Origin of the sequence: Rhizobium sp. CCGE531, from assembly GCF_003627795.1 — a bacterium.
Classification (GTDB): domain Bacteria; phylum Pseudomonadota; class Alphaproteobacteria; order Rhizobiales; family Rhizobiaceae; genus Rhizobium.
Genome location: NZ_CP032685.1, coordinates 364,807 through 385,290, shown reverse-complemented (window position 1 = coordinate 385,290; position 20,484 = coordinate 364,807). Strand labels below are relative to the sequence as shown.

The 20,484-nt window shown below is 61.3% G+C and carries 18 protein-coding genes; 6 read left to right on the top strand and 12 right to left on the bottom strand.

The window, feature by feature from the left end; genetic code table 11:
* The first annotated feature begins 235 nt into the window (after window positions 1–235).
* The 6 genes from CCGE531_RS21280 (at window position 236) to ugpC (ending at window position 7,413) form a co-directional block, all read left to right on the top strand.
* The gene (locus CCGE531_RS21280; protein ID WP_120667559.1) at window positions 236–1,255 is read left to right on the top strand and encodes a LacI family DNA-binding transcriptional regulator; all 1,020 of its coding nucleotides are present in this window, start codon (window positions 236–238) and stop codon (window positions 1,253–1,255) included.
* A gap of 44 nt (window positions 1,256–1,299) precedes the next feature.
* The gene (locus CCGE531_RS21275) at window positions 1,300–2,541 is read left to right on the top strand and encodes a sugar ABC transporter substrate-binding protein (protein WP_120667557.1); all 1,242 of its coding nucleotides are present in this window, start codon (window positions 1,300–1,302) and stop codon (window positions 2,539–2,541) included.
* A 63-nt stretch (window positions 2,542–2,604) separates the two neighbouring features.
* On the top strand, window positions 2,605–3,522 hold the full coding sequence (locus CCGE531_RS21270; RefSeq protein WP_120667555.1) for a sugar ABC transporter permease: 918 nt from the start codon (window positions 2,605–2,607) through the stop codon (window positions 3,520–3,522).
* Window positions 3,519–4,382, top strand: coding sequence for a carbohydrate ABC transporter permease (locus tag CCGE531_RS21265; protein WP_120667553.1), 864 nt, complete (start codon window positions 3,519–3,521; stop codon window positions 4,380–4,382). Before CCGE531_RS21270 ends, CCGE531_RS21265 begins: the two co-directional genes overlap by 4 nt.
* A 24-nt stretch (window positions 4,383–4,406) precedes the next feature.
* Window positions 4,407–6,338: a glycoside hydrolase family 127 protein gene (locus CCGE531_RS21260; protein WP_120667551.1), complete on the top strand. Its 1,932-nt coding sequence runs from the start codon at window positions 4,407–4,409 to the stop codon at window positions 6,336–6,338.
* 1 nt (window position 6,339) lies between these two features.
* A complete protein-coding gene (ugpC, locus tag CCGE531_RS21255; protein WP_120667549.1) occupies window positions 6,340–7,413 on the top strand; it encodes a sn-glycerol-3-phosphate ABC transporter ATP-binding protein UgpC in 1,074 nt (357 codons plus the stop codon).
* Here the strand turns inward: ugpC and CCGE531_RS21250 are convergent.
* From CCGE531_RS21250 to CCGE531_RS21195, 12 genes are all read right to left on the bottom strand, one after another.
* Window positions 7,410–7,646, bottom strand: coding sequence for a plasmid stabilization protein (locus CCGE531_RS21250; protein WP_120667547.1), 237 nt, complete (start codon window positions 7,644–7,646; stop codon window positions 7,410–7,412). The genes ugpC and CCGE531_RS21250 overlap by 4 nt on opposite strands.
* 23 nt (window positions 7,647–7,669) lie before the next feature.
* A complete protein-coding gene (locus CCGE531_RS21245; protein WP_120669276.1) occupies window positions 7,670–9,940 on the bottom strand; it encodes an FdhF/YdeP family oxidoreductase in 2,271 nt (756 codons plus the stop codon).
* A 243-nt stretch (window positions 9,941–10,183) separates the two neighbouring features.
* The gene (locus CCGE531_RS21240) at window positions 10,184–11,134 is read right to left on the bottom strand and encodes a lytic transglycosylase domain-containing protein (RefSeq protein WP_120667545.1); all 951 of its coding nucleotides are present in this window, start codon (window positions 11,132–11,134) and stop codon (window positions 10,184–10,186) included.
* Between the two features lie 106 nt (window positions 11,135–11,240).
* Window positions 11,241–12,356 carry an anhydro-N-acetylmuramic acid kinase gene (locus CCGE531_RS21235; RefSeq protein WP_120667543.1) on the bottom strand — a complete coding sequence of 372 codons (1,116 nt, stop codon included), beginning with the start codon at window positions 12,354–12,356 and terminating at the stop codon, window positions 11,241–11,243.
* A 10-nt stretch (window positions 12,357–12,366) separates the two neighbouring features.
* On the bottom strand, window positions 12,367–13,383 hold the full coding sequence (locus tag CCGE531_RS21230; protein ID WP_120667541.1) for a serine hydrolase: 1,017 nt from the start codon (window positions 13,381–13,383) through the stop codon (window positions 12,367–12,369).
* Window positions 13,384–13,404: 21 nt separating this feature from the next.
* The gene (locus CCGE531_RS21225; protein WP_120667539.1) at window positions 13,405–15,144 is read right to left on the bottom strand and encodes an ABC transporter ATP-binding protein; all 1,740 of its coding nucleotides are present in this window, start codon (window positions 15,142–15,144) and stop codon (window positions 13,405–13,407) included.
* Window positions 15,141–15,980, bottom strand: coding sequence for an ABC transporter permease (locus CCGE531_RS21220; protein ID WP_120667537.1), 840 nt, complete (start codon window positions 15,978–15,980; stop codon window positions 15,141–15,143). Before CCGE531_RS21220 ends, CCGE531_RS21225 begins: the two co-directional genes overlap by 4 nt.
* On the bottom strand, window positions 15,980–16,939 hold the full coding sequence (locus CCGE531_RS21215) for an ABC transporter permease (RefSeq protein WP_120667535.1): 960 nt from the start codon (window positions 16,937–16,939) through the stop codon (window positions 15,980–15,982). Before CCGE531_RS21215 ends, CCGE531_RS21220 begins: the two co-directional genes overlap by 1 nt.
* A gap of 27 nt (window positions 16,940–16,966) precedes the next feature.
* Complete coding sequence (locus CCGE531_RS21210) at window positions 16,967–18,487, bottom strand: ABC transporter substrate-binding protein (RefSeq protein WP_120667533.1); 1,521 nt, start codon at window positions 18,485–18,487, stop codon at window positions 16,967–16,969.
* Between the two features lie 82 nt (window positions 18,488–18,569).
* A complete protein-coding gene (gene murQ / locus CCGE531_RS21205; RefSeq protein WP_120667531.1) occupies window positions 18,570–19,493 on the bottom strand; it encodes an N-acetylmuramic acid 6-phosphate etherase in 924 nt (307 codons plus the stop codon).
* 293 nt (window positions 19,494–19,786) lie between these two features.
* Entirely contained in the window at window positions 19,787–20,236 is a 450-nt protein-coding gene (locus CCGE531_RS21200) for a type II toxin-antitoxin system VapC family toxin (RefSeq protein ID WP_120667529.1), read from the bottom strand.
* The gene (locus tag CCGE531_RS21195; protein WP_120667527.1) at window positions 20,233–20,484 is read right to left on the bottom strand and encodes a type II toxin-antitoxin system Phd/YefM family antitoxin; all 252 of its coding nucleotides are present in this window, start codon (window positions 20,482–20,484) and stop codon (window positions 20,233–20,235) included. The genes CCGE531_RS21200 and CCGE531_RS21195 overlap by 4 nt, the downstream gene beginning before the upstream one ends.

Genomic DNA, 20,484 nt, shown 5'->3' with positions numbered 1-20,484 from the left:
CCAGCTCTGCGTGCAGTCTTGCGCAGGAGGTCAGCCCTCATGGTGAGGTGCGCAGGCTCCCGAGCCTGTCGAAGGAGCCGGAGCCTCGAACCACGAGGGCGGGTGGTGAAGGACCGCACTTGCTTCTTGCGACCATTTCCCCTCCGATATAGAAATTTATGAGAAAAGCTTTTCCCATATTGACTCTTGGATTGAGAAAAGCTTTTCTCAAGAAAATTCAAATGGGAGAAGACATCTGGAAAATCAGCGTGCGAAAAGCGGACGCGCAACGATTCACGATGTTGCGGCGGCTGCGGGCGTAAGCATCTCAACGGCATCCAAGGCCTTGAACAATATCGGCCGCATGGGCGAGGAAACCAGGGAAAGGGTCAAGCGCGCCGCGACAGAAATCGGCTTTCGTCCGAATGTGCTCGCCAAGGGGTTGCTCAGCAATCGCACCTTCACGATCGGTCTTCTGACCAATGATACGTATGGTCGCTTCACGCTGCCGGTCATGGCCGGCATCACGGAGGCACTCGTCGATCACGGCGTCTCGGTCTTCCTTTGCACGATCGAGGATGATCCGGCGCTTGGAAAGGTTCATGTGGACGCGATGTTGGACAAGCATGTGGACGGCATCATCGCCACGGGAAAGCGGATCGACCGCCGCCTTCCCGTGGACCTGTCCAACCTGCCGGTTCCGGTCATCTATGCATTTACCGAGGGTGCGCCGGGAAGCGTCACTTTCTGCGCCGACGACTATCAGGGGGCAGCACTTGCTGTCGAATGGCTGCAGGGGCTCGGGCGACAGAGGATTGCGCATGTGACCGGCCCGGACAGCTTCGTTTCGGTGCGCGAACGCGCCAAGGCCTATCACGATCTCGCTGGAGACAGGCTGCCGGTCATGTACGGGACGTGGTCCGAAGCGTGGGGTCACGACGCCGTGGCGCAGCTATGGAGCGCGGCGGGAGCAAAGCCGGACGCGATCTTCTGCGGCAACGATCAGATCGCCCGCGCGGTGGTCGACGCCCTGCGCGAGCGCGGCGTGCGGGTGCCGGAAGATGTCTCGGTGGTCGGCTTCGACAATTGGGAGATCGTCGCCGCGCAGACGCGGCCGCCGCTGACGACGATCGACATGAATCTCAAGGCGCTTGGCCGCGAGGCCGGGTTGACGGTTCTTAGCTTGGCGGAAGGCCGCAGCGTCGAACCTGGCATCAGAACTTTGCCGTGCGAGCTTATCGTGCGGCAATCATGCGGGGGAAGCCCCGGTCGTTGATTGAGGAAAAGGGGCCGACGGGAGTAGCCCCATGGGAGGAGAAGATGATGAAGCGATTTTTGGCCGCAACCGGCCTCATATCCCTAATGCTGGCATCCAGCGCGTCCGCCGAAGACATCTCCATGTGGGTTCGAAGCGGCATTGGCGATTCCTTCAAGAAGGTCGTCGAGGCGTATAATGCCGGCCACGACGACAAGGTCACGCTGACGGAAGTGCCCTTTAGCGAACTCGTGCAGAAATATGCGACCGCCATTGCCGGCGGGCAGGCGCCCGACGCCTTGTCGATGGATCTCATCTATACGCCGGCCTTTGCCGCCGCCGGCCAGCTCGCGGACCTGACCGACTGGGCCAAGAGCCTGCCCTATTTCAATTCGCTGTCGCCCTCGCATGTGAAGCTCGGCACCTATGACGGCCACGTCTATGGCTTGCCGCTTTCGGTCGAGACCTCGGTGTTTGCCTGGAACAAGGATCTCTATCAGAAGGCCGGGCTCGATCCTGAAAAGGCCCCGGCCACCTGGGAAGAGATCGAGCAGAATGCCGAAAAGATCCGCGCGCTCGGCGGCGACACCTACGGCTTCTATTTCTCAGGCGGCGGCTGTGGTGGCTGCATGATCTTCACCTTCACGCCGCTCGCATGGGGTGCCGGCGCCGACATTCTCTCGGCGGACGGCAAGACGGCGACCCTCGACACGCCGCAAATGCGCAAGGCCGTCGGCTATTACCGCGACATGGTCAAGAAGGATCTGGTGCCGGCTGGAGCCGCAAGTGACACCGGCGCCAATTTCCTCAGCATCAGCAACGGCAAGATCGGCCAGCAGAGCATCGGCGCCTTCTCGATCGGCACGCTGATCACCCAATATCCCAACATCCACTTCGGCGTGACGTTGATCCCCGGCGTTGACGGCAAACCGTCTTCCTTTGCCGGCGGCGACAATTTCGTCATCTCCAAGGGCACGAAGAAGCTCGATGCCGTGAAGAAGTTCCTCGAATACACCTATTCGCTCGAGGGACAGAAGATCATGGCGAAATACGGCAGCCTGCCGACGCGCGGCGATATCGCCGATCAAGTGCTTCAGGGTCTGGATCCGCGCATGCAGGTCGGGCTGAAGGCGATCACCGTCGCCAAGACACCCTATACGCTGCAGTTCAATGATCTGATCAACAGCGCCAACGGCCCCTGGGCGGGCTTCACCAACGCAGCCATCTTCGGAGGCGATGTCGACGGCGCCTTCTCCAATGCCCAGTCGGAAATGCAGTCGATCATCGACAACGCCCAACAGCAATAAATCCATCTATGCCGGGGAGCCTTGAGGCTCCTCGGTCCCTCCATCGCAATATCGGAGCATTCCATGGCTGGCCCTGGAGCTATCACAACCGCGCGTCCGCGAAAACGGCGAAGGCGTGCCGGCTGGCACGGGTTTCTCTACATCGCGCCGGCCATGGCGCTCGTCATCATCTTCTTCGTTCTGCCAGTGGCCTTCACCGTCTGGATGAGCTTTCACAACTGGCCATTGCTCGGCAACCCACGCTGGATCGGCTTCGGCAACTATATCCGCATGGTCTCCGACGTGCGCTTCATGGCGGCGCTGCGCTTCACCGCCTATTACACCGTCGTCGTCACCATTGCGATCTTCGCCGTCGCCTTCCCGCTCGCCTTCTTCGTCGAAAAACATCGGCCGTTCGTCGGCTTTTATCGGACGATCATCTTCCTTCCCGTCGTCGTCGGGCTTGCGACGGCCTCGCTGCTCTGGGTCTGGCTCGCCAATGTCGACAGCGGCTTCTTCGCGCCGGTCGCGCTGGCGCTTGGTCTCGTCGACAAGCGGCCGAACCTGCTTGCCGATTTCGATATGGCCTTCGCGACGATCATCGTCATGGTGGTCTGGAAGATCGCCGGCTTCACCATGATCATTCTGCTGACCGGCCTGCAGGCGATCCCTTCGGAGCTGACCGAGGCCGCCCGGATCGACGGCGCCAAGCGCTGGCAGCGCTTCCGGCATCTGACCCTGCCGCTGATGCGCCGTACGATCGCGCTCGCACTGATCATTTCCATCACCGGCTCGGTACTCGCCTTCGACCAGTTCTACATCATGACATCAGGCGGACCGCAAAACCGCATGATTTCCGTCGTCTACTACATCTTCAACCAGTCCTTCGTGTCCTTCAATCTCGGCTATGGCGCGGCACTCTCGATTGCGCTGCTCATCATCCTGGTGCTGATCAGCATCGTCCAGCTCTGGCTGCTGCGCGTCGGGGAGGATCGGCCATGACCACCGCAAAAGAGCGTCGCGTGCGCCGCAAGCTCTGGGGCGGCATCGGCTACCACGGCATCGGCGTCGTCATCGTCATCTTCTTCTTCGCGCCTTTCGCGATCGCACTGCTGTCGTCGTTCCGGCACGGAACCGAGGCGAGCCTTCCGCCACTGCCGCCATGGCCGACGACCGGCTTCAGCTTCGACGCCTACCGCTCGCTCAATGGCTTCGGCGCCGGCGTCGTCCAGCACACGCTGAACTCGCTCTTCGTCTCGGTCGCAACCGTGCTTTTGACCGTCATCGTCAGCCTGCTCGCCGGCTACGGCTTCTCGCGCTATCGCTTTCCCTTCAAGGGCGCGCTCTTCATCCTGATCATCGCGACGCTGATGATCCCCTTCCAGTCGATCCTGACGCCGCTCTTCATCATCCTGGCAAGGCTCGGCCTCAACAATTCGCTGATTGGCCTCACACTGGTCTATGTGACGCTGCAGCTTCCCTTTTCGGTCTTCATGATGCGCAACGCCTTCGACGCCGTGCCGAAGGAAATCGAAGAGGCCGCGCGCATCGACGGCGCGCGCGATCTGAAACTCCTTTTCCGCGTTCTCTTCCCATTGGTGCTGCCGGGTGTCGCGACCGTTGCGATCTTCGCCTTCCTCAATGCTTGGAACGAGTTCCTGGCGGCATTGGTGCTCTTGTCGAGCAACGAGAAATTCACCCTGCCGGTGCTGATGATCGCCGTCAGGACCGGCCGCCTCGGCGCCGTCAACTGGGGCGCGGTCCAGGCCGGCATCGCCGTCATGACCGTCCCCTGCGTCATCGTCTTCCTGCTTCTGCAACGCTATTACATGCGCGGGCTGATGGCCGGCGCGGTGAAATAACCCTTTAAACAACGGATCAAAGCCATGTCTGACAAGCAAAACCGCCAGTTTCGCCCCCTGCCCGTTCCGAATGTCGAGCTCGCAGGCCTGTTCGGTGCCCGCCAGGATGCAATCTGCAATTCCACCGCTGCGACGCTCCTCGACCGCTGCGTCGAAGCCGGCATGATCCAGGCCATCGACGTCAGCCAGCCAAGCCCCGGCATCGTCATTCCGCTTCAGACATGGTCGGGCTCGACGCAGATGTTCTGGGACAGCGACCTTGGCAAATCGATCGAAACCATCGCCTATTCCCTCTATCGTCGTCCCAATGCGGAACTCGAGGCCCGGGCGGATGCCATCATCGACATGTATGAAAAGCTGCAGCAGGAAGATGGCTATCTGAACGCCTGGTTCCAGCGCGTTCAGCCGGGCCGTCGCTGGACCAACCTTCGCGATCATCATGAACTTTATTGCGCCGGCCACCTGATCGAGGCGGCCGTCGCCTATTACCAGGCAACGGGCAAGCGCAAGCTGCTCGACATCATGAGCCGCTTTGCCGATTACATGATCACTGTCTTCGGGCACGGCGAAGGCCAGCTTCGCGGCTATTGCGGCCACGAGGAGGTGGAGCTTGCGCTCGTCAAGCTCGGTCGGGTCACCGGTGAAAAGAAGTATCTCGATCTGGCGAAATATTTCATCGACGAGCGCGGCCAGGAACCACATTTCTTCACCGACGAGGCGCTTCGCGACGGCCGCGATCCGAAGAAATTCGTGCAGAAAACCTACGAGTACAGCCAATCGCACCTGCCGGTGCGCGAACAGGCCAAGGTCGTGGGTCATGCCGTGCGCGCCATGTACCTTTATTCCGGCATGGCCGACATCGCCACGGAATATAATGACGACACGCTGACCTCGGCACTCGATACGCTTTGGGACGATCTGACCGCCAAGCAGATGTATGTGACCGGCGGCATCGGACCCGCCGCCTCCAACGAAGGCTTTACCGATTATTACGACCTGCCGAACGAGAGCGCCTATGCCGAGACCTGCGCCTCCGTCGGCCTGGTCTTCTGGGCCAACCGCATGCTGGGTCGCGGCCCGAACCGCCGCTATGCCGACATCATGGAAGTGGCGCTATATAACGGCGCGATGGCGGGCCTGTCGCAGGACGGCAAGACCTTCTTCTATGAAAACCCGCTGGAAAGCGCCGGCAAGCATCACCGCTGGACCTGGCACCATTGCCCCTGCTGCCCGCCCAACATCGCGCGCCTGCTCGCCTCGGTCGGCTCCTATATGTATGCGGCGGCCGACAACGAGATCGCCGTCCATCTCTACGGCGAGAGCAAGGCGCGTGTTCCGCTGGCGGGTGGCCTGACCGTGCAGCTTTCCCAGACGACGCGCTACCCCTGGGACGGCGCAATCCGCTTCGAGGTCAATCCCGATCGCGCCGCCAAATTTGCGCTATCGCTGCGCATTCCCGAGTGGGCCGAGGGCGCAACGCTCGCAATCAATGGTGCATCGGTCGATTTGGCAACGATCACGGTCGATGGCTATGCCCGTATCGAGCGGGAGTGGCAGGCTGGCGATCGTGTCGACCTTACCCTTCCGCTCATCCCGCGCACGCTATTTGCCAATCCGAAAGTCCGCCAGGACGCCGGGCGCGCTGCCTTGATGCGCGGCCCGCTCGTCTATTGCGTCGAGACCACGGACAATGGTCACGACCTCAACGGCATTTCGCTTTCCAGCGATCCGGCATCCGCCAAGACGGCGGAAATTGCCGCATTGGAAGGGGCCGTGGCGCTCGATGTTTCGGTGACACGCGAGACGGCCGACTGGGGTTCCGATCTCTACCGGACGGCACCGCCGAAAAGCGTTGCCTCCACGGCGCGTTTCGTCCCCTATCATCTTTGGGACAATCGCGAGCCCGGCGAGATGCTTGTCTGGATCCGCGCCGATCAGATGCAGCGCGGAGCCTGACATGACGAAGAACGGCATGCGCCTGACCGGCGTCCGTAAAAGCTTCGGCGGGCTCGCGGTCATCCACGGCATCGACCTCGACATACCGGAAGGGGCTTTCGTCGTCTTCGTCGGCCCGTCCGGCTGCGGCAAGTCCACGCTGCTGCGCATGATTGCCGGGCTGGAGGAAGTGACCGACGGCGAGATCGCCATCAAGGGCCGAGATGTCACCGATCTCGACCCGTCCGCGCGCGGTATCGCCATGGTCTTCCAGTCCTATGCGCTCTATCCTCACATGAGCGTTCGCGACAATCTCGGTTTCGGGCTGAAAATGGCTCGAACCGACGCATCCGAAATCGCAAGACGGGTGCGCTCCGCCGCGGCAATCCTCAAGATCGATCATCTGCTCGACCGCCGGCCGGGGCAGCTTTCCGGCGGCCAGCGCCAGCGTGTCGCCATCGGACGAGCCATCGTTCGCGAGCCGGATGTCTTTCTCTTCGACGAGCCGCTCTCCAATCTCGACGCGGAACTTCGTGTCTCCATGCGCATCGAAATTGCCCGGCTTCATCGCGAACTCGGCAATACGATGATCTATGTCACTCACGATCAGACGGAGGCCATGACACTCGCCGACAAGATCGTCGTGCTGAGGGATGGCCGGATCGAACAGGTGGGCAGCCCACGCGACGTCTATGAAGATCCGGCCAATAGCTTTGTGGCCGGCTTCATCGGTTCGCCAAGAATGAACATGATCGAAGCCACATGGTCCGGCGATGGGACGGCGAAGGTCGGCAATGGCAGCATCAAGGTCGATCTGGTACAGCATAAGCCTGCACCCGGCGAAAAGATCCTGCTTGGCATGCGCCCCGAACACTTCGTCGTCGCTTCGGATGCAGCCGATGCCTTGCGGGTCACGGTCGACGTCACCGAATATCTGGGCGGCACACGCTATCTCTATTGCCAGACCGAAGACGGCCAGGCTCTCATCGCCGAATATCGGGACGGACCGGAGATCGAGCGCGGCGACACACTCCACCTGCATTGCCCGCCCGGACGGCGGCGCTATTTCGACAAGCAGGGAGAACGGTTGCGTTAGCGATTGCGTTGACGCTCCTCGCGAATGACCGCTTCAAGGCCGATATCGTCATCGTCGCTCATCGCCATCCGAGCATAGAAGGACGATGCGGGTTCGCGACCAGTCTCTTTAATCTCATAGGCCTCAAGGGCCCGTTCGACGATATCGGCGATCGTGCGGTTTTCGCGCCTGGCAAGCCGATGCGCGAGGTCTCGCGCCTTCGCACTACGAACGGACAATTGCGGTTCAGCCATACTTGTCTCCTATCGGCTGCGTATCAAGCCGCTTTGCTGACCCGCACCGGAACGGATTTGTAGGACGGCGTGCCGCTTTCCTTGTCCTGATAATCGATCGGGATCAGGCAATTGGCTTCCGGGTAATAGGCCGCGACGGAGCCCTCGGAAATGTCATAGGAAATCGCGGTCAGCTTCAGCAGCCGCTTGGCCCCAGAGGGAAGTGCGGTCTCGATCTCGACGAGATCGCCGTGTTCCAGCCCTTTTGCCTTCAAATCCTTATCGTTCATGAACAGGACGTCACGGCGGCCGAAGACGCCGCGATAACGATCGTCCAGGCCGTAGATCGTCGTATTGTACTGATCATGGCTGCGGATCGTCGCCAGCTTCAAAATGGTCCCATCCGACAGCGAGATGTCTTCGTTGAGGCCGGAAAACAGCTTGAATTCGGCCTTGCCGGAGGGCGTCTTCCAGATGCGTTCCGTCGGCCCGAGCGGCAGGCGGAAACCACCTGGCACACGGATACGCCCGTTATAATCAGCAAAATCCGGATAGACGATTTCGATCTTGTCGCGGATCAGATCGTAGTCGGTGATCAGCTCCATCCACGCAACCTTGCTATCAGGCAGGGTCGCCTGCGCCATCGCGGCAACGATGGCAGGTTCCGAGCGAAGCTGGTCGGAGGCCGGTTTCAGCCTGCCCCGCGAGGCATGTACCATCGACATCGAATCCTCGATGGTCACGGATTGCGCGCCGGTCGCCTGAACGTCCTGTTCGGTACGGCCAAGCACGGGAAACAGGAAAGATTCCTTGCCGATCAGCAGGTTTGAGCGATTGAGCTTGGTGTTCATATGGACAGCAAGATCGAGCTTGCGCATGCCCTCGGCGCATAGGTCCGGATCGGGAAGCGCGATCGAGAAATTGCCTCCGAGGCAAAGCAGCACCTTGGAACGGCCCTCCGCCATCGCCTGCATGGCGGCAACGGCATCGTGACCATGATGGCCCGGCGACGTGAAACCGAAGGCGCGTTCGATGCCCTCGATCAGCGCGGCGTTCGGCTTCTCGGTAATCCCGACGGTGCGATTGCCCTGCACGTTGGAGTGGCCGCGCAGCGGGCAGATGCCGGCGCCGGGCTTGCCGAAATTGCCGCGCAAGAGCAGCAGGTTGGCGATCTGCTGTACATTCGCCGTTCCCTTGGCGTGCTGGGTGATGCCCATGCCATAGGCGACGATCGTCGCTTTGGATTTGACGTAAGCGGCGGCGACCCGCTCCAGATCGGCGCGGGCAAGGCCCGAAACCCGCTCGATGTCAGTCCATTCCGTCTGGTTGATGTCGGCAACGAGCGCATCGAAGCCGATGGTATGCTCCGCGATGAAAGCATGATCGAGAACATCTTCCGAGGTTTCGGCCAGCGCAAGAACCGCCTTCATGATGCCCTTGAGTGCTGCGGCATCGCCGCCGATCTTGACCTGATAGTAGGACGACGCGATCCGCGTCGAGCCGAAGGTTCCCATCTCGATTGGGTCCTGCGGATCGGCAAAGCGCTCCAGCGCCCGCTCCTTCAGCGGGTTGAAGACGATGATCGGCACGCCGCGGCGTGAGCACTCATGCAGCGTGCCCATCATGCGCGGATGATTGGTGCCGGGATTGTGCCCCATGGAAATGATCAGATCGCATTCGTCGAAGTCGTCGAGCGACACGGTGCCCTTGCCGATGCCGATCGATTGCGGCAGGCCGACGCTGGTTGCCTCATGGCACATATTCGAGCAATCGGGGAAATTGTTGGTGCCGTATTCGCGCGCGAAGATCTGGAAGAGGAAGGCCGCCTCGTTGGAGGCGCGGCCGGACGTATAGAATTCGACCATATCCGGGTCAGGCTGGCTTCGTATGACCTCGCCGATGCGGGCAAAGGCGTCCTCCCAGGCAATCGGCTGGTAGGTATCGGATGCCCGGTCGTAGATCATCGGATGGGTCAATCGGCCCGAATTTTCCAGCTCATAATCGCTCCAGGTCAGAAGCTCGCTGACCGTATGCTTGGCAAAGAATTCGGGCGTCACGCGCTTGTTCGTCGCCTCCCAGGTAACGGCCTTGGCGCCGTTTTCGCAGAATTGGAAGGTGGACGTGTGTTCCTTGTCGGGCCAAGCGCAACCCGGGCAATCGAAACCAGCCGGCTTATTGGTGCGCAGGAGAAGGCCCGGCGCCTCGGTGACATCCATCTGGTCGCGAACCGCCTTGGCAGTTGCCTTCAGAGCCCCCCAACCGCCTGCGGGGCTATTGTAGGGACGAATACCAGGGACTTCACGCTTCTGCGCCATCATACGCTCCTTTGGCTACCCAAACGGCTTCCTCCCAAAGGCCGGGCTCACAAGAAATAAGCATGCGACATCAGCGAGTAAAGCACAATCAAGCGGCGGTGGATCGAACAATCGCCGCCGGCGATGAACCCATGCAAACGCTAAAGTATTTCCGCTTTTCTTCGAATCGCGAAAATGCTCTATCTTTTTGTTTCCCAACGCATTCCGGACGGAAAACCGCTGCGCACTATCCCTGGAAATGCGCTAGTTCCTGAAGACCAGGCAGGAGCCGCCTTGCTGCCGGATCTGAGTGCAAACGGCATCCGCTTCCTCCCGCGTTTCCCGCCCTATGCGCGCCGCATAGCGGACCCGACGACCGAAATCGGCATTTCGCTGACGCACGATCAAGGGCTTTTCCGCATTCAGCGGCGAAGGTAGCTTGCGTATATTCGCTATAAACAGGCGCCGCGCGGCATCCAGCTGGAAATGCTCGGCGAGCTGCGCACCCCAGGGCGCCCAGGGCCGTTCCTGCTCCAAGAGCGTCGGTTTCAGGCGCCGGCTCTGAGCAAGCGCGACACAGGAATCGACGAAGGATTTGCCCTTGTCCAGCACCGGGGCTGCAATATCGGGCGGATCGTCGCGCCATTCCTCGACGCTATGAGCGGTGATCGCGCTCACATAGTTGCGCGTTTCGAAGGGAAGTCCGCCGGAGTTCAGGAAATTGGCGAGACCCGCTTCACCGGCATTATAGGCAGCGGCGGCGAGACCGAGATTGCCGAAGCGGTCGCGCAACTCATCGAGGTAGGTCGACGCCTTGCCGAGCGCTTCGAGCGCATCATAGCTGTCCCGAACGCCGCGCAGCTTTGCCGTTCCCGGCATGAACTGCGCAATGCCGCGCGCGCCCTTGGGACTGACGGCATCGGAGCGAAACAGGCTTTCGCGCCAGACCAGCCGCGCCAGATAATCCGGCGGCAGATGGTTGGCGTGAGCGAAATATTCGATGGCCGTGCACAGATCGCGATTGTAGCTGTCCTTGCGTAGGCAAAGCGTTTGGCCCGTCTCCGTCGTCAGCGGGCCGGAAACGCAGGAAGGCGGCGCAACGCGCCATTCCGATTGCGCGGCTGCGGGGCCGGAAGCAGAACCGCTAATGGCAAATGCAATCGCAAAAGCGATGATGATGCCGACGAAGCCTGCCCTATACTGCCTGCCTGCCATCTAAGCGATATCCGTCAGAGGTCAACCGATCGCAACTTCGCGGCCTCTTCATAGCATCGAAGAACTGCAGCGAAAACCTCTGGCGCGACGGCGATTGTTGTCGGCCCTATTGCGCGAGGCGGCCGCCGCGCATCGGCGCCGGCACGCCTGTCGTCCCGGGAAAGCTGATCGGCAGACCGCGCAGCACGCGCACGGCGAGAAACGCAAAACACTCTGCCTCCACGGCATCGCCGCGCCAGCCGAGATCTTCGGCAAAGATCGGCTCGACGCCGGCCCGGCTCCTGAGCATCGACATGATCGTCGGATTGTGCCGGCCGCCGCCGCTGACGACGACCTTGGTGGGTCGGCGCGGCAGAAGATCCAATGCCTTGCCGACCGCACTCGCGGTGAAGGCCGAAAGTGTGGCGGCACCGTCTTCGGGACCCAGGCCATCCGCCATGGAAGCGCCGAAGTCGAACCGATCGAGCGACTTCGGATAGGGCGCAGTCAGATAGGGATGCTGCAGCAGCTTTTCGAGCCGCGCTTCATCGACCTTGCCAGCGCGCCCGAGCGCACCGTCGCGGTCCATCTCCCCCAAACCGTGGAATTTGATGAAATCGTTCAGCGGCGCGTTGGCCGGGCCGGTATCGAAGGCAACGAAATTGCCCTCTCCGTCCCACCAAGTGATGTTGGCAACGCCGCCGAGATTAAGAATGGCCGCCTCGCCCGCGGCACCCGCACCGCGCAGCAGCGCGGTATGATAGGCTGCGGCCAGCGGCGCGCCCTGCCCGCCGGCGCGCATGTCGGCCGAGCGGAAATCATAGGCGACCTTGATGCCAAGGATGGAGCGCATCAGCTCGCCGTCCCCCAGCTGCCGCGTCTGCCCCAGCCGGTCCTTCTGTGGCGCGCGATGCAACACGGTCTGGCCGTGGAAACCGACGACGCCGATGTCGGCCATCGTCATGCCGTTGCTTTCGACCAACTCCTTCACCGCCTCCGACTGGGCGCGCGTCAGAGCCTCCTCGGCTTGCCTGAAGATCGCTGGTTCCGGTCCTTCGAAATTCCAGACACGCGCCTGAGCCAGGGTCTCTTCCAGGAGCCTGCGGATCCAATCGGGATAGGGCGCCAGCACGTAAGGGCCGAATTCCTCGATGCGCTCGCCATCGGTCTTCAGCATGGCGACGTCGATATTGCCGTCGAGGACGGTCCCGGTCATCAGACCGACTGCCCAGATTGGTTCCATGATCAGGCTCCTAAGCTGCGTTGACGAGATCGCCGACCGTTTGACGGAGCGCCAGGATGCCGCTGTCGAAGTGCCGTGTCGGATGAATGCGGTTGGTAAGCAGGGTCCAGGCCCTGCCCTTGTCGAAGTCGATCCAAAGGGCCGTGCCGGTGAAGCCCGTATGCCCGATGGTTTCAGGCGAGCAAAGAGCGCCGCCATGCCAACCGTCATGGGGCCGCTCCCAGCCATGCGTGCGTGTGGCCGAAAGCGGCATCCGCATCAGCGCGATTGACCGTGCCAGTGCGCCGCTACCGTCAAGCAACCCTCTTGCGAAATCGAGGATCGCGTCCGCCGCTCCGAACAGGCCGGCATGGCCGGCGCCCTGCAGCGCGGAACAATTGTCGTCATGGACCTCGCCTGAAAGGATGCGATGACGCCAGGTACAATCTTCCGTCGCGGCCGCCAGTTCCGGCGGCGCGGAGAAAGCAAAACCCGGGCCTGCATCCATGGCACGAATGGTTTGTCCGGCCAGCCGTTCCAGCGCAAAACCGAGCAGGATGAAGTTGATGTCGGAATAGACGGGCGGCCCGGCGCGCCATTCGCGCTGCAAAATGAAGCTGCGCAGAAGCTCCGGATCGCGGCCGTAGGTATAGATCGGCTCGACCGCCGGGAAGGGTGTCTGATGGCCCAGGCACTGGCGGAACGTCACTTTCCGTTCCCAGGCCTCGGCGCTGTATTGCCGCAGATCGGGCAGAAGCACAGTCAGCGGCGCGTCGAGATCGATCGTGCCGGCCTCGGCCAGGGCGAGAATGCGCGGCGTGGTGAAAATGACCTTGGTGAGTGAGGCGAGATCGAACCAGGTATCGGCGAGCATCGGCCTGACTTCAGGCACCTTCTGCGCCGAGCCGGTGGCGCGGACCTGCCGGTTGCCGTTTAGATCGATCATGCCGAGCACACCGCCGGGAATGCGGGCCGTTGCAACCGATTGTTCGAGCGGCGCAAAGGCCCGGTCGAAACGCTCCTGAAACTCCATGCTCCCCCCTTTCATCTCGGCTCCTTGCAGCCCCGCTCAGGCTTCCGCTAGAGCGATATGATCGGCTGCGAAACGACGCCATTCCGGTGCGGTAGGCTCGAAGCCCGGTGGCCGCACCAGCGACGGAACCTGGCGCGTGTCGAGCGTGAAGGTCTCCTTGCGCCGCGCGACCGTCGGAACCGCCGCGATCAGCCGCCTGGTATAGGAATGCTGGGGCTCGGACAAGACGGAGGCGGCATCGCCGATCTCGACGATCTGGCCGGCATAGATCACGGCGATGCGATGAGCGATGCGCTCCACGACCGCCATGTCATGCGAGATGAACAGATAGGCGAGCCCGTATTCGCGCTGCAGCTCGATCAACAAGCTCAGGACCTGGGCCTGGACCGAGACGTCAAGTGCCGAAACCGCCTCGTCGAGCACCAGCACGGAAGGATTGAGCATCAGGGCGCGCGCAATGCAAAGCCGCTGACGCTGGCCGCCGGAAAATTCGTGCGGATAGCGCTCCAGCGCGTTTTCCGGCAATCCCACGCGTTTCAGCAGCATGACCATCCGCTCGCGGGTCTCGGCAGAAGCCCGCGAGCCCGATGCGATCACCGGCTCGGCGAGGATGCTGTCGACGCGTAGGCGCGGATTAAGGGAGGCATAGGGGTTCTGGAAGACCATCTGCACCGCGCTCGTACGATCGGCGGCCCTGCCACCATTCGCCGTGAAGACGCCGCGGGTCGATTTGACGAGCCCGAGGATCGCCCTTGCGGTGGTGGATTTGCCCGATCCGCTCTCGCCGACGATCGCCAGCGTCTCGCCCGGCATCAAGTCGAAACCGACGCCTTCGACGGCATGCACGGCACCAGACGACCGACGCAGGAAACTGGCCTTGACCGGGAAGCGGACCGTCAGCCCTTCCACCTTCAACGCCGGCTTGGCTCGCGGCTCGTCGCGCTGGAAATCGCTGCGAGCGGCCTGCCCGGAGGCAAAATGCGGGACGGAATGCAAGAGATGCCGGGTATAGGGATGGGCGGGATGATCGAGAACCTGATCGAGTTCGCCCTGCTCCATCGCCTGGCCGGCCTGCATCACCATCACCTTGTCGGCAATACCGGCGACAAGGCCGATGTCGTGGGTGATGAAGATCATCGACATGCCGGTCTCGCGCTTCAATTCGGCAAGCAGCGCCATGATCTGCGCCTGCACGGTGACATCGAGCGCCGTCGTTGGCTCGTCGGCGATCAGCAGGCGCGGATTGCAGGCAAGTGCCGTGGCAATCATCACGCGCTGCAGCATGCCGCCGGAAAGCTGGTTCGGGCAATAGGTCAGCCGCCGCGCGGCATCGGGAATGCGCACACGATCCAAGGCATCCTTGGCGGCTGCCTTTGCTTGGCCGCCAGTCAGGCCGCGATGTAGCCGGAATGATTCCTCGATCTGCGTGCCGATGGTCAAAACGGGATTGAGGGAAGTCATCGGCTCCTGGAAGATCATGCCGATCTCGCTGCCGCGGATCTTCGTCAGCTCGGCTTCGCTCGCCTTGGTCAGGTCCAGAATGCTGTTATCGGCCCGCTTCAGGCGGATCGACCCGCCGGTAATGCGACCGCCACCGAAATCGACGAGGCGATTGATCGAAAGCGCCGTGACGGACTTGCCCGAACCGCTTTCGCCGACGATCGCCAGCGTCTCGCCGGCATCGAGATCGAAGCTAACGCCGCGAACGATGGGATTGGCTTCGGGGTTGCGGCCGAAGCCGACACGCAGATCTGAGACCGACAGGAGAAGCGTCATACCGTCGCCCTCCGCATCTTCGGATCGAGAATATCGCGCAGGGCATCGCCGAGCAGGTTGAAGCCGAGAATGGAGATCATGATGGTCACGCCGGGGAAGATCAGCAGCCAGGGCGCTGTCTCCATAAGATTGCGGCTGTCGCTCAGCATCAATCCCAGCGAGGAAGCCGGCGGCTGCGTTCCAAGACCGAGGAAACTCAAGCCCGCCTCCGTCAGCAGCGACCAGGCAAGCGCCAGCGTTACCTGCACGGTCAGTGGTGCAACGAGGTTGAGCAGAAGATGCCGCGTCAGGATGTAGGACCGGCTACTGCCGAAAGTGCGAGCCGCATCGACAAAGTCGCGTGCCTTCAGCGAAAGGGCCGGACCGCGCACGACACGGGTAAAGATCGGCGTATAGACGATTGCAATCGCGGCAACGCTGGTCCATGTGCCAGGGCCGACGACGGCGATGATCAAAAGCGCAAGCAGGATCGCCGGAAAGGCCAGAAGCACATCCATCGTTCGCATGATGACGCCGTCCCAGCGCCTGCCGGACCAGGCGGCGGTCAGGCCGAGCGCGGTTCCGATCAGGCTTGCAAGCGCAACGGACAAGAAGGCGACGGTGAGCGATTCTCCGATACCGTTCATCAATCGGCTAACCACATCGCGCCCAAGCAGGTCCGTGCCCATCCAGTAGGCGGAACCAGGCGATTGCAGGCGGGCCAACGGATTGCGCGCCACCGGATCATGCGGCGTCAAGCCGAGTAGGCCAAGGATGGCGAGCGCGATATAGATGAGCACGATGGCACCGCCGATCCGGCCGCTGACATGTCCGAAAATGGCCTTGATGATCCGCATCAGCCTTCTCCCAGACGGACGCGCGGATCGAGCGCGACATAGGCAAGGTCGACGAGCAGGTTGACGATCATGAAATTGAACGCGATGAACAGGACACAGCCCTGAACCAGGGCATAATCGCGCTGCTGGATCGCATCGAGCACCAATCGCCCTAGCCCGGGCAGAGCATAGATCTGTTCGACCAGCACCGCGCCGCCCAGCAGATAGCCGAATTCGACGCCGCTCAAGGTCACCACTGGGATCAGCGCATTCGGCAGGGCATGCCGCCAGATGACGCCGCGCGCCGGCACGCCGCGACTGCGGGCCGTACGAACATAATCGTCGCTCAGGACATCGAGCATGGCGGAGCGCACGACACGGGTCACCGAGGCGGCAAAGGCAAAGCCGAGCGTCAATGCCGGCAGGGTCATCTGCCCGAGATTAGCAAGTGGATCCTGCCAAATGGGCGTGAATGCCCCCATGGTCGGCAAGACACCAAAGCCGGCGGACAAGGCATAGATCAGCAGAAGGCCGAGCACGAAATTCGGCGTCGACTGCCCGATCATGGCAACGATGCGGATAACAAGATCGGACGGTCTGTCGTTTCGCGTGGCCGCAAGGACGCCCGCCGGCAGGCCGATGGCAAGCGCGATTGCCATCGAAAGCAGCGCAAGCTCGAGCGTCAACGGAAACCGTTCCAGGATGATATCAAGCACCGGCTTGCCGTAGGTGACCGAGATACCGAGATTGCCCTGGAATATCCCGAGCAGCCAATGCCAGTACTGCACAGGCCAGGACTGGTCGATGCCGAAATAGACAGCAAGGGCCTGCCGCTGCTCCGGCGTCAGCAGGCCCGCATTGGTTCCGAGCATCGCCGTAATCGCATCGCCCGGCACCAGCCGGATGGCAACGAAAACGAGGATGGACACGCCCAGCATGATCAGTGGGAATATCATCAGCCGCCGTGTCAGGTATCCCATGGCACTTCCTTCAGATCTCGACTGCCGTCACTTGATCGAGACTTTGGCGAGGCCGAACAGCGAGCCCGTCGGCGTCGGCACGAACCCCTCAACGTTCTTCTGCTCCGCCGTATAGCCATAGGCCGTGTAGAGCCAGATCCACGGCGAGACTTCGGCGATGTGCTTTTCGAATTCGGCAAAGATCGCCTTGCGCTTGGCCGGATCGGTTTCGGCGCGGCCTTTCTGCATCAGGCTATCGAGCGTATCGTCGATATAGTTGGCGACCTTCTGCAGGTTGCCAGTCTTCGTCCAGTAGCGGTTGTACATCGAATAGGGATCGGCACTGCCGCCGTTGAGTGCCACCGCCATGTCGAAATTGCCCTTGAGCCAGGTGTCGACATAGACGTTGAGCTCCATCACCTTGATATCGAGCTTGATGCCGATTTCGGCAAGCTGCGACTGGATGACCTGCGCCTCGGCCGTGGCCGTCGGCGGCTCACCGGTCGCGGCGATCACCGCCGCCGAAAAGCCGTTGGCAAAGCCGGCGTCAGTCATCAGCTTCTTCGCCTTGGCGACATCGCGCGTGTAGCAAAAGAGCTGGCTCGGATCGGCGGCATAGAGCGGCATCGTCAGCGGCCCCGTCACCTTGCCCTCGCCGAGGGCTGCGGTATCCATCACGTCCTTGCGGTCGATGGCACAGGAGATCGCCTGGCGCACGGCCAGCTGATCCATGGGTTTGCGCGACGGATTGAGCTGCAGGACGTTGTAGGACAGTACTGGCGTGCGTGTCAGCTGCAGCTTCGGCTCCTTCGGCACCAGCGTTGCGACAAGCGGATCGTTTAGAAGCGCGAAATCGATCTGGCCGGTACGCAGCGATGCAAGGATCGCGGTTTCATCCGGCAGCACGCTGATATTGATGCCATCGACGCCGACGGCACCGCCGGCCCAATCCTTGTTGGCGCTCAGCACTTCCTTCGAATTCGGGACCCAGCTGTCGAGCTTGAACGGGCCGGAGCCGATCGCCTTCGTGCCGATGGAGCCGGCGGTGATTTCGCTTGCCGGAACCACGGCTGCATTGAGGCTCGTCATGGCCGTCAGAAGCGGAACGTCGGGCTGCGACAGGTTGAAGATCACAGTGTTGGCATCGGGCGTGTCGATACTTGCGATCGACAGGAAGTTGGCGCGGGCAACGGCGCCGGTCGCCTGATCGAGAATGCGCTGGAAGGAGGCCTTGACATCGGCCGAAGTTACCGGTGCGCCATTCTGGAACTTGGCCTTGGCGTTGAGCTTGAAGGTCAATTGCTTGCCGTCGAGCGAGAACTGCCAGCTCTCGGCAACACCGGGCACGATCTGCAGATTGCCGTCGAGGCGGACGAGCGGCTCGTAAATCAGTTCCAGCAGGCGGATGGAGGAGAAGGCGGTCTGCTTGTGCGGATCGAGACCGGTTGCGTCCTGCGACCACGCCATGCGCAGCGTTGCCGCCTCCACCGGCATCGCGACTGTCGCCAGCCCAAGACCGATAGCCAGCGCCACGCCCGAAATCAGCTTCTTTCCAACATTCCCTTCCACTTTCAGTCCTCCAAATTTTTTTTAATGTCCCCGGCCGATTTTGGCCCATTGATTGCCATCGCGGCAGGCCGCGATGGTTGTCTCAAGCAGTCCTGGCGTTGATGGCCTTGCGCAGGAATCCATCAGCGTTTTGCAATGCCGTGCGGGCTTCTTCAATGCCCATCCCGGTAATTTCCATGAGAATGGCAAGCTTGACGTCGTTCCCAGTGAGATTGAGCACGCGGCGCGCTTCCTGCTGGGTGCAGCCGGTCGCCTGCATGACGATGCGCGAAGCGCGCGCCACCAGCTTCTTGTTGCTCGCGCTGACATCAACCATCAGATTCTGATAGCTTTTGCCGATGCGGATCATGCTTGCCGTCGTCAACATGTTGAGAATAAGCTTCTGCGCCGTGCCGGACTTCAGCCGGGTCGAGCCGGTCAGGATTTCGGGGCCGACGACCGGCGAGATCGCCAGATCGGCGATGCCGGCGATGATGGAATTCGGGTTGCAGGATAGTGCGACCGTGAAGACGCCGATGCTCTTGGCGTAATTCAGGCCGCCGATGACGTATGGGGTACGGCCGCTGACGGCGATGCCGACGACGACATCATCCTTGGTCAGATTGATCTCTTCCAGCGCTTGGCGCCCCTGTACCGGATCGTCCTCCGCACCTTCGATCGAGCGCCGCAATGCGTCCGGACCGCCTGCAATCAGGCCGATGACCATGTCCGGCGGCACGCTGAAGGTCGGCGGACATTCGGAAGCATCGAGAACGCCAAGCCGGCCGCTGGTGCCGGCACCCATATAGATCAGCCGGCCACCCTTCTGAAAGGCGGCGACGATCTGATTGACGGCGGCGGCGATCACCGGGATCACTTTCTCGACGGCGACCGGCACCGTCTGATCCTCATAGTTGATTTCACGCAGGATATCGAAGGTCGGCAACAGATCGATATGCATCGTATTCGGGTTGCGCCCTTCGGAAACCAACTGCTCCAGTTCGGATATCAACTTCTGCTCTGTCATGGCCTGCTCGCGAAATAACGCTTCGATATCAATAAGTCAGCGTGGCAAGCCCGATCGCATGGATATCGGACCCACCGCAGCAAGGATCGGTTTTCAGCAAGACGGACGACTAAAGTCAGCCGGGACGCAGGATGGCCTTTCCGGCTTCGTTCCCCGTCCATTCCCTGTTTACCTTGGTTAACACTATGTCCGTTTATTCCTTTCGTCAATCCATTAAGGAATAAAATATTCCATCTTGGCCACACGAAATCGCCATAACCGCGCTGGTTGCTAATCAAAAATGGAGACAACGATTATTCAGGCCTGAAAACGGCTGGAAGATCCACGGCTACGTCGAGCGGCTGGAAATGCCGCAAGTTTTCGGTGACGACAGTCAGGTCATAAGCCCGCGCCGTCGCTGCAATGATGATGTCACCGAGGCCGGGATTCTCGCCCCTGCTCTGGGCATCGTCTTCCAGAGCGCCAGCGATCCGCGCAACGACCGTATCCATGGGTAGGATGCGATCACTAAAACTGTCCGTGATGAAATCGAGCCAGTTAGAAAGCCGCTTAGCTCGCTCTGTCCCACCACGACGATGAAGGGAGCGCATTCCCTTCTCAATCTCCGAAACAGACATGGCCGACAGAAAGAGTGCGTCGGCTTCGCCCTGGCTGTGAAACCAGCTCCGGACGGCATCGGACGGCGGCGCCTTATCCGGCGCAAACTTGCTGATAATATTCGTATCAAGCAAGTACGCAGTCACAGATCAACGTCCCTCATTTTCGAGGGATTGCGATCCAGATCAGCGCCGCCGGGAAAGGTAAGCAGAAAATCCCCGAAATTCGGTCTTGGCTTCTTCAAAGCCTTCTTCGCGGCCTCGGCTGCCTCGACTGATACAAGCACGGCAGCGGGCTTTCCATGCCGCGTGATGGTGACAAAATCACCGTTGGCGGCTTCATCAACCAGATTGGCGAAGCCTGCCTTAGCCTCCGCCACGCTAATTGTCGACAT

What these genes read in the sequence shown, in the direction of transcription:
- CCGE531_RS21275 (WP_120667557.1), top strand. Translation starts at nt 1,300, where the DNA reads ATGATGAAGCGATTTTTGGCCGCAACCGGCCTCATATCCCTAATGCTG.
- CCGE531_RS21270 (WP_120667555.1), top strand. Translation starts at nt 2,605, where the DNA reads ATGGCTGGCCCTGGAGCTATCACAACCGCGCGTCCGCGAAAACGGCGA.
- CCGE531_RS21225 (WP_120667539.1), bottom strand. Translation starts at nt 15,144, where the DNA reads ATGACGCTTCTCCTGTCGGTCTCAGATCTGCGTGTCGGCTTCGGCCGC.
- CCGE531_RS21240 (WP_120667545.1), bottom strand. Translation starts at nt 11,134, where the DNA reads ATGGCAGGCAGGCAGTATAGGGCAGGCTTCGTCGGCATCATCATCGCT.
- CCGE531_RS21195 (WP_120667527.1), bottom strand. Translation starts at nt 20,484, where the DNA reads ATGTCGACAATTAGCGTGGCGGAGGCTAAGGCAGGCTTCGCCAATCTG.
- CCGE531_RS21250 (WP_120667547.1), bottom strand. Translation starts at nt 7,646, where the DNA reads ATGGCTGAACCGCAATTGTCCGTTCGTAGTGCGAAGGCGCGAGACCTC.
- CCGE531_RS21215 (WP_120667535.1), bottom strand. Translation starts at nt 16,939, where the DNA reads ATGGGATACCTGACACGGCGGCTGATGATATTCCCACTGATCATGCTG.
- CCGE531_RS21230 (WP_120667541.1), bottom strand. Translation starts at nt 13,383, where the DNA reads ATGAAAGGGGGGAGCATGGAGTTTCAGGAGCGTTTCGACCGGGCCTTT.
- CCGE531_RS21220 (WP_120667537.1), bottom strand. Translation starts at nt 15,980, where the DNA reads ATGCGGATCATCAAGGCCATTTTCGGACATGTCAGCGGCCGGATCGGC.
- murQ (WP_120667531.1), bottom strand. Translation starts at nt 19,493, where the DNA reads ATGACAGAGCAGAAGTTGATATCCGAACTGGAGCAGTTGGTTTCCGAA.
- CCGE531_RS21265 (WP_120667553.1), top strand. Translation starts at nt 3,519, where the DNA reads ATGACCACCGCAAAAGAGCGTCGCGTGCGCCGCAAGCTCTGGGGCGGC.
- ugpC (WP_120667549.1), top strand. Translation starts at nt 6,340, where the DNA reads ATGACGAAGAACGGCATGCGCCTGACCGGCGTCCGTAAAAGCTTCGGC.
- CCGE531_RS21235 (WP_120667543.1), bottom strand. Translation starts at nt 12,356, where the DNA reads ATGGAACCAATCTGGGCAGTCGGTCTGATGACCGGGACCGTCCTCGAC.
- CCGE531_RS21260 (WP_120667551.1), top strand. Translation starts at nt 4,407, where the DNA reads ATGTCTGACAAGCAAAACCGCCAGTTTCGCCCCCTGCCCGTTCCGAAT.
- CCGE531_RS21245 (WP_120669276.1), bottom strand. Translation starts at nt 9,940, where the DNA reads ATGGCGCAGAAGCGTGAAGTCCCTGGTATTCGTCCCTACAATAGCCCC.